Raw genomic sequence first — 14,655 nt, forward strand, 5'->3', positions numbered from 1 at the left:
AATGAAGAAAATACTTTTAATTGAAGACAACCAAGACGTAAGAGAGAATACAGCTGATCTTCTTGAACTGGAAAATTACAATGTCATTACTGCCGAAAACGGTAAAATAGGGATTGAAAAAGCAATCGAGCATCTTCCAGATATTATTATTTGCGATATTATGATGCCGGAATTAGATGGTTATGGGGTGTATGAATGCTTAAGTATAAACCCAAAGACAGCAAATATTCCTTTTATTTATCTTACCGCAAAATCTGAAAAGGCCGATATAAGAAAAGGCATGAATTTAGGTGCCGATGATTATTTAATTAAACCTTTTGAAGAGGAAGATTTATTAGACGCAATAGCATGTCGCTTAAAGAAAAAGGAATTTATAACAAAGGAGTTTTCTAATAATATTGACGGCATTAGCGAATTCTTAAATGAAGCATCAGAGTATCTAAATCTTGAAGAGTTATCTAAAGAACGTACTCTTAAAAAATATAAAAACAAGGAAGAGATCTTTAGAGAAGGAAGTACTGCACTTCAATTATATTTTATTAAAAAAGGTAATGTAAAAACATATAGATCTACAGAGTCAGGAAAAGAATTTGTTATGGGTTTATATGGTCCCGGAGATTTTATAGGTCAGCTGTCCCTGCTTGCTAAAACAGGAACGTATGTAGAAACCGCCAGTGTATTAGAAGATGCTGAGATTCTAGCTATTCCAAAAGAAGAATTTACGCAACTGCTATATGGAAATAGAGATGTCTCAAATAAGTTTTTTGGTATGATATCTAATAATATCATTGAACTACAAGAGCAATTGGTAGATATGGCGTTTGCAACTGTAAGACAACGAACTGCCAAAGCACTTTTAGAACTAGACAAAAAAGGAATGATGAAAGATGACGATCATACGGGAATTAGCATTCCTAGGGAAGATTTTGCCGGACTCATTGGAACTGCTACAGAAACAGCCATTAGAATGTTGACTGAATTTAAAAACGAAGGATTAATTAGTGTTGAAACAAACAGAAAACTTGTTTTGTTAGACAAAAATAAGTTAGGACAGATTGCAAATAATCACTAGTAATTCACTTTTTAAAGAACTTAAACCCATTAAATTCAATTTCTATAAATAATTACGATTTTACATAAAAACTTAAAATATAAGTATATACGCTATTCTAATTTAACAATTACTAGAATGATATCTATTGAACTAAGAAAGTTTGAAATGTTTCAATGAATTATTTCGTACTTAATTTTTCTTCCATCAAAGCTTTAGCATTTTTAATGCTTGCTCCAGAAACATGATAATCTTTCCAAGGATCATCTTTTGTATCGAGTCTTTCAAAAATATTATTGATGTTCCAAAGCTGTGCATTCAAATTATTATCCTCTAATTCACTCCAAAATATAGGGGTAGCTACCGGCGCTTTTTCGATTGCTCTTACAGAATATGGCGCAACACTTGTTTGTCCGTAAGAATTTCGCAGATAGTCAATATAAAGACGTCCTTCACGTTTATCTTTACGAATTGTAGTTGTAAATGTATCTGGGTTATGACTAGCAATATAATTAGATATTACTTTTGCAAAAGCGTGTATTTCATTAAAGTCTTCTTTTTGTTTTAAAGGAACAATAACGTGTAATCCTCTAGACCCCGTAGTCATTAAAAAGGCCTTAAAGCCCAGATTATTTTCTAATAGTTCTCTTAAAGCCTTAGCTCCTGCGATAGCCAATGCGAAATTTTCTATTGGAGAATCTAAATCAAAAATAAGTTTATCCGGATATTCAATGTTATCTATTGTACTTAATGAAGTATGAAAGGTGATGACATATTGATTTACTAAATAAAGGAGTGTTTCATTAGTATCGCAAATTACTTGATTTAACCACCCACCAACCTTCCTAACCTCTTCTGTTTTTATCCAATCAGGAAAGAATACGGGCACACTTTTTTGAAAAAATCCTTCTTCTTCGATTCCTTTTGGAAACCGTTGCATTGTTAAAGGTCGGTTTTTTAAAAAGGGAAGTAAGTGATTAGCTATTTTTTCATAATAGACCATTAAATCATTTTTCGTTATTCCAGACTCAGGAAATAAAATTTTTTCCTTATGCGTAATTTGGATATTATGACGCTGTGTTTTCATACGATTCTGTTTTAAGGTCTAAGGGAATATATTCTCCTTTTGGTCCAATTTTAATGGCCTAAAGAAATTATTTTCAACAACTACACTACTTCTATATTATTTTGTAAAACCATGTTTTTTAGCCACATTACAAACAGCTTATTCAAATATACTTCGATTATAAAGCAAATTAAATGATGTAAGTCAGTTGCTCTATTTTCATAGACTGACCTACGTCATTTTATCTGTACCAGCAAGTTTGCACCTTTATACTTAACTTATTAAAACAGCCGTCTTATGCAAACAGATATTTCATATTATAGTAACAAAAAAGAGTTCCGTGTATTCGTAAGCGATAGTTTTCAGGATCTTATTCAACTAAAAAATGAAGGTGATGAGCCCAACTTTAATGCACTAGTATTGAAAATAATGCCTGAAATAAAAAAGTATGTCACTGGACAGCTGAATACAGCGATTAAAAAAGGACATTTTTCGAAAAATAAATTCAAAGCAGATGATATTATAGACCAACTTTTTATTACAATCTATGATAATATAGAGGACGTTAAGCATGAAAAAGATTTTTATCTCTGGTTATTTAAGAAAACGAATGAATTACTAGATGACATTATCGTAGAAGAAGAGTTTGATGAGTTTTTCTTTAAAAACATTGACGATTATTCTAAACCTGAATGGGATGAAATGCAGGAAAATTATAGTACAGATGGTGGTGGAGATTTATTAATGATTGAAGAACTAGATGATATGTCTTACAACCACAATGATTATACTTTAAACCACGTTTTTGTAGAAGATAATCAAAAGGCGTTGATTGAAAAAATTGATAAAGACATAAGTGCCGAAGAAATTCAAAACCACATAGCAATGGTATTACACAATTTACCGTACTCGATGCGAAATGTTTTTGAGTTGTTTAATAGTCAACAACTAGAACTGGAAGAAATTGCCCAGATAAGAAATAATACGCTTGAGGAAGTTGAACAACTTTTGAATGAGGCGAAAAAAATAATACAAGTAAGTTTATTGAACCGCTACTCTATTGATAATTAAACACTTGTACTAAGAATAAAATTATAACACAAATTGCAAACAATTCATAAAGAACTAGCTGTTTTTCTTAGACTTTTACGTGTGCTTTTTAGCTGATAATCAAATCACTAACATTAAAAAAAGAACAAATAGCCCGCTTTTTTTTAAAATAGACATAAATAAAAACGACGTGATTACATCTTAATTTAGAAATTATAAATATGGAACTAATACTATTTGAAAAAGGATACAAAGTAAATAATAACATTCATAATTTTATGAATTTTTACTATACGATAAATATGAAGCATTTAGCTAGTGACCTATTAGATAAAGGATTGTCACCAGATCAAATTGCAAATGCTTTTACAGCGGCGATTAAGGTTGCAAATGCTTCAGGAATCCAGGTTCAGAAACATTTTAAACCAGTTTATAGCGCAATCACCAGAGAAATAATTCAGGACTGTAAGTTATCGAAATTAGGCTATGGACTAGTATTGATGAACGCAGATTCAAATTTATCTACTGTGGGAGCATTTCAAATAGATGTTTTAAAAGAGTACCTCAACGCGCGAAGGTGAGTCATTTGATTTCACTAAAAAATAATTTCCATACTAATTGGGCAATGATCTGACCCGTAATATTGAGGCAATATTTCCACCGATTTTATCTTATCAACCAAAGAACTACTCACTAAAAAATAATCAATTCTCCAGCCCGTATTACGTTCCCTCGCCTTAAAACGATAGCTCCAGAAGGTATATGCAATATCATTGGGATGAAAATATCTAAAGGAATCTACAAACCCCGCATTGATAAAATTATCCATTCCATCGATTTCAATTTGAGTATAACCGGCTGTTTTATTGTAATTTGCTTTATCATTTTTTAAATCAATTGCTTTATGAGCCACATTAAAATCACCGCAAACGATAACAGGTTTAGTCTTCTCTAAATCTTTTAAGTAATTGAGAAAATCGATATCCCATTTTTTTCTATAGTCTAAACGATCTAATTGTTGTCCAGAGTTAGGAACATAAACATTAACCAAATAGAAGTCTATATATTCAGCGCATTGTATTCTCCCTTCCGCATCGTGTTCTAAAAAGTTCATATCATTAGTAAATGATACAGGCTTTATTTTACTTAATTCTGCTGTTCCTGAATAACCTTTTTTAGTTGCTGAATTATAATTATGATTATAACCTTGTAGTGGTGATAACGCCTTTTCCACTTCACTATCCTGAGCTTTTGTTTCCTGTAAACACAGGATGTCAGGATTCATTGCTTCGATCGATTCAAAAAAATCTTTTTTCACAATAGCCCTTATGCCATTTATATTCCAAGAAACAATTCTCATATATTTCAGTCTAAAAATTAGTTAGTCCACTTAATCGAGTCCTAGTAAAAAACAAGTTGCTTTTGAACTATTCTATTTTAATTGTAAGTCTATTAATCGATAAAAGTAACCAAATCCTCAGTACTTTTCCTAACTTTTTTTAGATTAACCAGCCAATCCTTTTCTACATCCCTATATCCTAAGGCCAGTAATACGCAGCTTCGAAGTCCTTTTTCTCTCAATCCTAAAATCTTGTCTAAGGAATCGGGATCAAAACCTTCCATAGGTGTGCTGTCAACACCTTCAAAAGCTGCTGCAACTACAGCAAGCCCAAAAGCGATATAAGCTTGTCTGGCCGCATGGTTAAAGTTCACTTCAGGATCCCTTTGCGAATAGCTATTTAATAACATTTGACGATAACTTTCCCATCCTTCATTTTTTAAATCCCGAATAGTATTGGTTAAATCAAACATTTTATTTATCCGATCGGTAGTATAATTGTCCCAAGCAGCAAAGACTAATAAATGAGAACAATCTGTAACCACAGACTGATCCCAAGCTATCTTTCTAATTTCTTGCTTCACTTCTGGATTAGTTACAACTATGATTTCAAAAGGCTGTAATCCACTTGAAGTAGGCGCTAATCTTGCGGCTTCAATAATTTCGTCTACTTTTTTCTGCGGCACTTTTTTACCGTTCATCGCTTTTGTGGCATATCGCCATTTCAATTTTTCTAACAGTTCCATATCGCGTTGCTTTTACATGTATATTGAATAATGTTCTACTTTAAGTTCATTTATTACATTAGTAATTCCAGGAGTGCTATAAACCCTAGAATCAAATGACATAATCTATAAAATCAGTTACAATCTATTTTAAGAAATCAGGATCTTTATAAGCTGGATTGGGATATTTATAAAATCCTTCGCCAGTTGAAACACCTAATTTATTTTTATCAATAAAATTCTCTTTTAAGTATTTTACTGTTTTAATTTTTAATTCATCTTGATTTTTCTCTGCAGCAATTATATTAATATTATAAGCTGTTGTGATCCCTACAACATCAAGAATTGCAAAAGGTCCTAGTGGAGCTCCCGTTGCTTTCATCCAAGTTTTATCTATCGTTTCTGGATCAGCAACTTCATTTACTAACAAGTTTGTTGCAGCACTTAACAAGGGGACTAATAAGGAATTAAGAATGTATCCAGGCTGTTCTTTGTTTAATGGTAAAGCTAACATCCCAATAGCTTTGGCAAAACTAACAACGTCTTTAAAAACTTTAGGGTCTGTGGTAGCATGACCCATGATTTCTGCTGTGTTATGAATCCAGATCGTATTTGCAAAATGCAATGCTAAAAATTTTGAAGGTCTTCCTGTTGCTTCAGCAAATTCACTTGGTAAGAGTGTCGAAGAGTTTGTCGCAAAAACAGTTTTCTCAGGAGCTACTTTTGCTAATTTATTGTAAAAATCTATTTTTATTTTTGGGCTTTCGGGTACAGCTTCAATTACTAAGTCGGCATTTGCAACAGCAGCTGCTAAATCAGAATTATAACTAAGGTTTTGAAAGGTTTTATCTAATTGCTCTTGTGTCGCCTTTAAATCTTTTTTATAAGCTTCACTCAAACTTTCAAATTTTGCTTTTGCTTTTTCTAACACGGCATCATTAATGTCGTAAACGGTTACATGAAAACCATGAAACGCTGTTTGAAATGCAATCTGATATCCTAAAACGCCACTTCCAGCTACTGTAATATTTTTATAGTTCATTTTTATAGTTTTAATTATTTCTTATTTTCTTTTTATAAAGCAGGAGTGCTATTATTTACTCCTTTAAAAAAAGTAGTACCGATTCGATTCATAATACTATTTTTATCTTCTGACACAAAATTACTACAGAAAAATTCACTAATGACTGACCTAGGTCAGTACACAAAATTGCCTTAATCCATTCTAGTGAATTAAGGCAGTTTTTATAAGAATACGTTGATATTGACTTTCTTTATCTTTTTTCAGACAAAAACTAATATTCAACTTCTAATTCATTCTCAACATCCCATACTCCTGGTGCATAAAAAGCTGTTCTTCTTGCATTATCTTTTTCTTTCAATGAATGTACTTTACCTGTCAGTTTTACGGTGTGTCCATCAGCTTTTACGGTAATATCTTTTGCATTAATATCGGCAGAGCGTTCGAATGCTTTTTTTATTTTTTCTTTAATATCGTCAGCATTAACTGTGTTTTTTAATGTAATATTGTTTACTACATATTTTACACTTGGTAGCTTTTCAACGGCTTTTTTAGCGGCATTTTTTTCAAATTCCCACATCACTTCACCCGTTAGATAAACCCAACCGTTTTCGACTCTAACGTCGATTTTATTCATCGGTACAGAGATATTCCATTTTAAAGCATTAACTGCTGCCGTTGCAATTTCTGTATCTGACTTTTGTGAATTTGTACCGTAATTAACCACTATCTCTTCAGCTACAGCTTTTACCCCAGCTACACTGCCCGCAGCTTTTTCAGCTTCTTGTTTTTTTACATAACTATCAACGGTTCCAGATAACGTTACGATACCATCTTTTACAGTAACTCCTATTTGGGTTTCATCGATGCTTGGTTGCCATTCTAATTCATCTAAAACATCTTCTTTAATACTTAAATCTGTTCTCATAATATTATTTATTTAAATTAATAATAGTTTAAAGGTATTATGACTTTAAAACACTGACACTGACCTACATCAGTATGTAATATTATTTTATATATTTAACAAAATGATAAGTTTTAGAAAGGCATCTTATACTATTCAATTATAAAAACCACTATGTCAATCATTGCATTAGACGTTTTTATAAGGACAATCTCTGCATTCTACTCACCAGTTAGTTAGTCTCGCCATAAGCTCCTACATTTTGATTCCGGCGGTATCATTAAGTTGGTTATTTGGTCTTGGTCCCTATCCCCATTAATTCCGTCTTTACATCATTTAAACAGCTCGATTTTTCACTACCCACTCATTTGTACCTCGATCAGGTTCTTTCTCTCCATCGGGTTAAAAAGCATCTATAAAAGGACTATAGAAATTAATAACGCATCCCCATTGTCTTTACTAAATTATTCATTTTTAATGCTGTTTAAATTTATAAAAACAAGACTAATTTGAAAAGCTAACTATCATAAAAAATTAAAAACCCAAACAGAATAGATACTGTTTGGGTTTTTAAATATGCTGACTAGGTAAACTTAAAACACTATTTTATTTTAAATGTGAACGCAACATCCAAGCAGTTTTCTCGTGTTGTTCCATCAATCCTGTAATATAATCACTAATACCATCAGCTTTCATTTTCTCAGCAATGGGTTGTATCTCTTCTCTAATAAAAACAATTATACTTTCGTGGTCTTCTAACAATTCAGTGAATATACTTTGACTGTCGTTCTTTCCCTTTGTTTGTTCTGTAAGATGTGTTAATTCTAAATATTTACTTAAAGTAGCGGGTACATAATGACCTAAAGCGCGTATTTTTTCGGCTACAGTATCAATGACCTCTTGTTGTTCTTCATACAAAGTTTCTAAATAAAGATGTACTGAATGAAAATCAGGCCCTTCAATATTCCAATGAAAATTAAGCGTTTTTGAATAAAGTATGAATTCGTCTGCTACTATTTTTGACAATTGGTCTGCTATTAGTTGTCTGTTTTCTGCTGAAATTCCAATATTAGGTGTTTTCATTTTTTTAGTTTTAAATTAATGATTGTACAAAGGTATTAGATGCTCAAAACAATTATACTGACCTAGATCAGTACTGGATGATTTTTTCACTACTGTTATGTTCCTTTTTAGAAAAAATATAAAAATGCATAGCTATAGCAGCAAGTACGGCGCCCAAGAAAGCTAATGCCATATCCTTTTGCGAATCCCATACATCGCCTTGCAATCCTAAATAAGAAGCTCCCTCTGCTACAAAAAATTTATCAGCGACTAACCATTCTATAATTTCATATAAAGCACTAGCCGAAATAATTATTAAAACTGGCAATTTTAAAGCAAGATACTTTGGGATTTTAATCCATTTTGAAAGCAATTCTTGTATAGGATAATACAATAGTAAGCCAAAACTAAAATGAACTATTCTATCATATTGATTTCTTGTAGTGTCTAATTTGGCTTGAAGCCAATAACCAAATAAATTATCAGCATACGTATATTTAGAACCATATACATGCAAGCATAAAAAAATACAAATCAAGAAATAGCTAAAGTTACTAAAACGATATTTTTTATAAGTGATTATTAAAAAAAGTAACGCAATAACGGTTAAGGTATTTTCTATAAACCAATTATTAATATCTGTAGTTCCAATTAATGAATTGATCCAAACAATCATAAATACAGCAATAAACCAACCCTTTTTATTGTTTAGAATACTATTCCTTTTCATTTATTACTATATTAAAATTATCCCCTTTAGGTATCAAATACTTAAAGGGGAATAATTATTTATAAGCTAAAGCACATTAAGTATGCTATTACCTTTAACTGTTATAATTAGCACGGTTTAACGGTACAGGTTTATTAGCTGCTATTCTACAGTCCCCTCAATTACCGCTAACAAATTAACAGCATCTCCATCAAATTTTTTTCCGTTAACGAAAAAAGAAGGCGTCCCATTTACACCGCTTCGAATACCGCTTTCAAAATCATCATCAATTTTTTCGGCTATACTAGTTAGTTCCATATCATTTTTGAATTTTTCAATATCCAGTCCTAATTTTTCGGCATGAGCAATAAAGTCATTCGATTGTAAATACTCTTGGTTTTCAAATATTCTATTATGCATCTCCCAATATTTTCCTTGTATAGCAGCTGCTTCGGCGGCTTTTGCAGCTTCACGAGCATTTTTATGCATTTCTGATAAAGGAAAATTTCTAAAAACAAAGCTAACTTGGTTACCAAATTCTTTTATTATTTTTTCTACAACTGGGTGTGCGGCACCACAATGTCCGCATTGAAAATCTCCAAATTCTACAATTTCTAAATTAGCGTTTGAATCTCCTTTGATATGATCTTTTTTATTAACTTCTGGATGTAAACTCATTTTCTTGTTTTTTATTTGTTCATATTTTCTAATGCTTCTAGAATACCATCAGCACCAGGGTTTTTTTCATTTGGAGAGAGAAAACTCCATTCGATAACTCCTTCTTTGTTGATTACAAATAAAGCTCGTTTAGATTGCCCTTCAACCTCATCGTAAACTCCATAAGCTTTTGAAACGGCCCCTTTTGGTTCAAAGTCGGCTAATAAAGGAAAGTGTAGGTTGCGTGAATCTGCAAAAGCCTTATGACACCATTTACTATCTACTGATATACCAACTATTTCGGCGTCATGCTTTTTGAAATACTTGAGCGTTTCATTATATAAAGCCATTTGATCGCTACAAACTGGACTCCAATCTGCGGGATAAAATGCAAGAATTACATTTTTACCTTTCATATCAGCTAAAGATATTTCTTGATCAGGTGAAGCGTATAAAGTAAAATTGGGTGCAGCATCGTTTTTATGTAACATATTTATTATTATTTAAATTAAACATTAGAAACAAATCAACTTTTCATTTGCTCCTTTAAAATCATACTCAAATGTAACCATTGTGAGTCGTTTTATGATTATGGAATTTTAAGCGTATGTTACTTCATTTCCATGTTTTTACAACTAATTGTAAACGCTAAAAAAAACAGCTAACCACTAAAGTGGTACAGCTGTTTTTAAATCAAAGCTTATGTTATAAAATTAATTTGAATTAGTAGCCTGCCTTAATTTTAAAACAGGTTAGCAACCTTTTCTTTTATCTACTAATAGCTTTAGCAGCTTTAATAAGTGCTTCTGGGCTATGAATTGATTCATATACGGGTAACACTTTTTTATCTGTTTTAAATAATCCATAGACTGCAGTTTGTGCCGTTCTAACAGAATACTCAACTGTAAATACCACATCTTTAGGTACCTCAGCAAATTGTCCTAAAAAGGCAAAATTTGTAGCCCCTTTTGGTAACACTTTTGGTCGATCTCCCATTTTTCTTGGCATAAACAAACTATCTATAAACGGCATTGCGGTAGGAATACAATTTACTTTTCCTGCAGCTGTAATTGGCTTCATAAGTTCTTGAATCTTTAAGTGAAACCATAGTTCCTCTAACATTTCTGCACCGGTACATTCTGCCATAGTTTTATTCACGTAATTTCCTTTTCGATCAGGATATAAACCATATCCCCAAAAAATCTTTACATCATCTGGTTGATTTGGAAAATGAGGTTGACGCGCAATAACAATTGACATCAGCCAATTCGAATCAGTCAATGTGACTAAACCACCTGTTCCATCAACGTTACCCGAGAAATTTTCCATGTAATCATGGAATGTATTGTCTTTTAATGTGGCCGTAAATGAATACCATTTCTGTAAATCGATAGCATCACAAAACGGACTTGGATTACCAAAAGCGGTATCTTTTTCTGCGATTTTTTTCCAAAGTTTCCAAGAACCAGATTCTTCGATCCCTTTTAATTTAGCTGCTCTGGTCCAATTTCCATTATCAGTACTATCTGTTATGGAACCATTAGTAATGAAAACATAGTCATTCTCAGTAAGTACAATTTCGTTGCTATTTTTCAGATGCAGTACTGTAGCTGTTTTTTTATCAGAAGAGATATCAAAATCAATATCTACGACTTCAGAATCCATGGTAAAATGAACCCCTTCTTTTTCTAAATAACGCTTTAACGGAACAACAACTGAATCATATTGATTGTACTTGGTACGCATTACGCCACCCAGTTTATTCAACCCATCAATCATATGAATAAAGCGTCGCATATAACGTCTCATTTCGGCAAGGCTGCTCCATTTTTGAAACGCAAACATGGAAGACCAGATGTACCAAAAATTAGTAACAAAAAACTCTTGGTCAAACCAATCTTCAATTCTTTTCTTTCCAAGTGATTTTTCAGAAGCAAATAACAATCTCAATAGCTCTGTTTGTTCTACTAATGAAAGTCCGTAAGACGAAACATCTAATTTCTGTCCGTCTTTTAACAGTCTAGCCTGTCCATTAGAAACAAACCTTTTATTGAATTCCAAGGACTCCTCTGTTACCGTGACAAGGGGATTTTCTAGAGAGGGAATATTCGATAACAGATCCCAATAACAAGTATAATGTGGTTCATGCATGCGTCCACCTCTTACTACAAAACCCTCTTCTTTGTTTCCTGCGCCATCAAGCGCACCTCCAGCGATTTTACTTTTTTCAAGGATATGTATGTTAGAACCAAGAACTTTAGCGTCTTTTATAAGGTAAACAGCGCTTGCGAGTGAAGCGATACCACTCCCGATTAAATATACTTTTGAATTTTCGGGAGTTTTATTTTTTTTATTTTTCATGAGTTTGTGTTACAATACATCAATTATGATTATTAATATTCTTTTATTTTATTGTGAAGACTTTTTAGTTCAAAGGCTAAAAATATTCTAAAAACACCTGCCGAAATAAATGCGAGTCCAGTCATATAAACTATACTTAAACCAGCAAACACAGGATTAGCCAATAACAAAAATGCAAACAGTAATGTTAAAATTCCTAGCAAAAGCAACCATCCCCAATTGGGTACATTTTCACTTTTAAATTGAAATGAAAGTCCAATTGCCATCATACTTTGAAATAACAACCAAAAACCTACATAGAATGGTAAAATAGCCATCGTCATTAATGGATGTGATATCAATAGTATTCCTACAATAAGATCAAGAATACCTCCTGCTAAATACCAACCCCAACTTTGTAACTGTTCTTTATTTGAAATAGAAAATATAATTTGTGATATTCCAGAAACAAAAATAAATAGGCTAAAAATAATACTTAATGATACGTAACTTGCTAATGGCGTTTGAAAAACCCAAATTCCTGCAAAAATATATAGAATGCCTAACATTAGGGAAATCCACCAATTTTTTACTGCAGATTGAACTGTACTTAGAATAGTAGTTGACATATTTCTCTTTTTTTATTTTACATTGTCTTTAAAAAGATCTTTTAAAGCGGTACCTAATTCATCCATATCATGAGTGAACTCTCTCTCAAACTTTTGTTCATCTTCTTTAGCTGATTCGTCAAATTCCTTAACATCTTCTTTAAATTCTTCTCCTCTTTTATCTAATTTCTCTTTTAATTCTTTGTTTTTTTGCTCTAGTTTATCCAGCTTCTCAGTCAATTTTACTTTTTCGTCTTTGTTTGCTAAAGCTATTTTAGCTCTAAGATCTTTAATCTGTTTATCTGTGTTTTCAATGGCTATTTTAGAAGTAGCCTCAAACTTTTCCCAATCTGCATTAACAGCTTCTTTAGCAGCATTGCCAGTATCCTCTGCTCCTTTTTCTAAATCTTTATTTAATATTGTGACATCCTCTTTAACGGCTGTCGCATCTTCTTTAGTGGTTTTTCCACAGCTAGTTAAAATAGTTCCTGTCATCAATGTTATGATGGTTAAGGATAAAATATTTGTTTTCATAATTAGTTTGTATTAAATTTTTATTTCGCTTTTTTTCTCTAATTTATATTGCTCTTTTAAACTCATATTATTATCAAACTCATAGATGTTTAACATTCCTGTTTGCACCGTAACCTTTGGAATATCGGCAGAAGAAATATTTTCAATATGTCCCATTAATGCTCTTATAGAATTACCATGAGCAGCAACTAGTACCGTCTTTCCTTTCACCAATTCAGGCACAATAACTTCAAAAAAATATTCAACTACGCGAATTTCTGTTTCTTCTAAAGATTCACTTGCGGGTAAATAGTTCCGACTAATTTTATCGTACAAAGGGTCAAATCTGGGATGTCTCTTATCAGTAAGTAACATACTTGGAGGCGGAGTACTAAAACCCCTTCTAACCTTCAAGAAAAGTTCTTCTCCAACTTCTCTTCTTACCTCGTCTTTATTTCTTCCCTGCCACGCACCATAATTTCGTTCATTTAGTTTCCAACTTTTAATGAAATCTACGTGCATCATGTTAGCATTTTCTAAAATGATTAATCCTGTCCTGATGGCTCTTTTTAGATAAGACGAAAAACAGATGTCAATGGATATATTATGATCCTTAATAATAGTACCAGCTATATTTGCTTCTTCTATTCCTTCGGGAGCAAGATCTATATCTGTCCACCCAGTAAATATATTGGCTATATTCCACAAGCTTTTTCCGTGTCTTACCAGTATAAGTTTTCCCATTTGAGTTTAATTCTGAAATTTTTATTAATCCATAATTTCTTCATCCAATTCGTTAAGCAGATGGACTAATTTTTCTTCTTGCTTTTTTATTCTGTTTTTTATTCTGTTTATTTTTGCTTTGCTAAATGCGTCAGAGATACCATTCTCATAACCTTTAAGACGGGATTCTAATTTTTCAATTCTGGCTTTTGTTTTTTCTCCAATTTCTTTTAAAGCTGATTTTCTTTTATCTTCTAAATCATTGATTTTTGCCTTTCTCTTTGCTTTTAAATCCGCAATTTTAGATTTAATTTTAGATTTTTCTTCTGCCGTAGCTTTTCTTAGCTTCTCACGTTCCTCTCCAATTTCATCCTCTAAATCCTCGATCTGTTCGTCGATATAATCATCAAATTCAATTCCGGCTTCACTTCTAATTATTTCTGAAGTAAAAGGCTTAACAGCATTATCAATAAATATGGAACTATCTTCTCCAACCTCGGCAATAATTGCTATAGTTCCAATGTTCATTTTATTACTAACTCTTTTAACTAGATCCTCTTCAAAATCATAGTGACTAACATCCCATGCAGCTCCTGCTAGTGTACCGGTATAAAGACCTACAAAAAATCCTAAAGGTCCGGCAAGAGCTCCTACAAGACCACCAAGAGCCATTCCTGTAAATGTTCTCCATCCCTCACCTTCTTCCTGATAGAATAATACTTCGTACTGATTGTGTGCTTTTTTACGAATCATCATATGTTCATAGAGCGTAATATCTCCATATCCATCTAGTTCTTTCATTTTGTGTAAAGCCGCGATTGCGTTTTCTTCTTCCTTAAACGGAATGACTATAATATTTGCCATTTTTCTAAATTTTAAATGTT

At 32.3% G+C, this 14,655-nt stretch carries 17 protein-coding genes; 3 read left to right on the forward strand and 14 right to left on the reverse strand.

Going from position 1 to position 14,655, the window contains the following annotated elements; all coding sequences use genetic code 11:
- Window position 1 precedes the first annotated feature (1 nt).
- Window positions 2–1,072 (forward strand): response regulator, encoded by a 1,071-nt coding sequence (locus QO182_RS10075; protein ID WP_371561364.1) that lies wholly within the window; start codon window positions 2–4, stop codon window positions 1,070–1,072.
- Window positions 1,073–1,232: 160 nt separating this feature from the next.
- Here QO182_RS10075 and ligD read toward each other — a convergent pair whose 3' ends face one another.
- Complete coding sequence (ligD, locus tag QO182_RS10080; RefSeq protein WP_371561367.1) at window positions 1,233–2,138, reverse strand: non-homologous end-joining DNA ligase; 906 nt, start codon at window positions 2,136–2,138, stop codon at window positions 1,233–1,235.
- A gap of 276 nt (window positions 2,139–2,414) precedes the next feature.
- On the opposite strand from ligD, the gene QO182_RS10085 reads away from it, so the two are divergent.
- Together QO182_RS10085 and QO182_RS10090 are read left to right on the forward strand one after the other, a co-directional pair.
- Entirely contained in the window at window positions 2,415–3,188 is a 774-nt protein-coding gene (locus QO182_RS10085; protein ID WP_371561370.1) for a sigma-70 family RNA polymerase sigma factor, read from the forward strand.
- Window positions 3,189–3,388: 200 nt separating this feature from the next.
- Window positions 3,389–3,748 (forward strand): hypothetical protein, encoded by a 360-nt coding sequence (locus QO182_RS10090; protein ID WP_371561373.1) that lies wholly within the window; start codon window positions 3,389–3,391, stop codon window positions 3,746–3,748.
- Between the two features lie 14 nt (window positions 3,749–3,762).
- Here QO182_RS10090 and QO182_RS10095 read toward each other — a convergent pair whose 3' ends face one another.
- From QO182_RS10095 to QO182_RS10155, 13 genes are all read right to left on the reverse strand, one after another.
- Window positions 3,763–4,527 (reverse strand): exodeoxyribonuclease III, encoded by a 765-nt coding sequence (locus tag QO182_RS10095; protein WP_371561375.1) that lies wholly within the window; start codon window positions 4,525–4,527, stop codon window positions 3,763–3,765.
- Window positions 4,528–4,619: 92 nt separating this feature from the next.
- On the reverse strand, window positions 4,620–5,252 hold the full coding sequence (locus QO182_RS10100; protein WP_371561378.1) for an NAD(P)H-dependent oxidoreductase: 633 nt from the start codon (window positions 5,250–5,252) through the stop codon (window positions 4,620–4,622).
- 124 nt (window positions 5,253–5,376) lie between these two features.
- Complete coding sequence (locus QO182_RS10105) at window positions 5,377–6,273, reverse strand: 3-hydroxyacyl-CoA dehydrogenase (protein ID WP_371561381.1); 897 nt, start codon at window positions 6,271–6,273, stop codon at window positions 5,377–5,379.
- Window positions 6,274–6,526: 253 nt separating this feature from the next.
- Entirely contained in the window at window positions 6,527–7,180 is a 654-nt protein-coding gene (locus tag QO182_RS10110; RefSeq protein WP_371561384.1) for a BON domain-containing protein, read from the reverse strand.
- Window positions 7,181–7,765: 585 nt separating this feature from the next.
- The gene (locus QO182_RS10115; RefSeq protein WP_371561387.1) at window positions 7,766–8,242 is read right to left on the reverse strand and encodes a Dps family protein; all 477 of its coding nucleotides are present in this window, start codon (window positions 8,240–8,242) and stop codon (window positions 7,766–7,768) included.
- A gap of 67 nt (window positions 8,243–8,309) precedes the next feature.
- Window positions 8,310–8,951 carry a DUF2238 domain-containing protein gene (locus QO182_RS10120; protein WP_371561390.1) on the reverse strand — a complete coding sequence of 214 codons (642 nt, stop codon included), beginning with the start codon at window positions 8,949–8,951 and terminating at the stop codon, window positions 8,310–8,312.
- 141 nt (window positions 8,952–9,092) lie between these two features.
- On the reverse strand, window positions 9,093–9,608 hold the full coding sequence (locus QO182_RS10125) for a DsbA family protein (RefSeq protein WP_371561391.1): 516 nt from the start codon (window positions 9,606–9,608) through the stop codon (window positions 9,093–9,095).
- 11 nt (window positions 9,609–9,619) lie between these two features.
- Window positions 9,620–10,078, reverse strand: a complete 459-nt coding sequence (locus QO182_RS10130) for a redoxin domain-containing protein (RefSeq protein ID WP_371561394.1) — start codon at window positions 10,076–10,078, stop codon at window positions 9,620–9,622.
- Window positions 10,079–10,355: 277 nt separating this feature from the next.
- Window positions 10,356–11,948 (reverse strand): oleate hydratase, encoded by a 1,593-nt coding sequence (locus QO182_RS10135; RefSeq protein ID WP_371561398.1) that lies wholly within the window; start codon window positions 11,946–11,948, stop codon window positions 10,356–10,358.
- 32 nt (window positions 11,949–11,980) lie between these two features.
- Window positions 11,981–12,556 (reverse strand): HdeD family acid-resistance protein, encoded by a 576-nt coding sequence (locus QO182_RS10140; RefSeq protein ID WP_371561401.1) that lies wholly within the window; start codon window positions 12,554–12,556, stop codon window positions 11,981–11,983.
- A gap of 12 nt (window positions 12,557–12,568) precedes the next feature.
- A complete protein-coding gene (locus QO182_RS10145; protein ID WP_371561404.1) occupies window positions 12,569–13,069 on the reverse strand; it encodes a hypothetical protein in 501 nt (166 codons plus the stop codon).
- Between the two features lie 12 nt (window positions 13,070–13,081).
- The gene (locus QO182_RS10150; protein ID WP_371561407.1) at window positions 13,082–13,792 is read right to left on the reverse strand and encodes a 2,3-diphosphoglycerate-dependent phosphoglycerate mutase; all 711 of its coding nucleotides are present in this window, start codon (window positions 13,790–13,792) and stop codon (window positions 13,082–13,084) included.
- Between the two features lie 24 nt (window positions 13,793–13,816).
- Window positions 13,817–14,635 (reverse strand): hypothetical protein, encoded by an 819-nt coding sequence (locus QO182_RS10155; RefSeq protein ID WP_371561410.1) that lies wholly within the window; start codon window positions 14,633–14,635, stop codon window positions 13,817–13,819.
- Between the last annotated feature and the right edge of the window lie 20 nt (window positions 14,636–14,655).

Source organism: Flavobacterium sp. Arc2, assembly GCF_041431385.1.
Lineage (GTDB): Bacteria > Bacteroidota > Bacteroidia > Flavobacteriales > Flavobacteriaceae > Flavobacterium.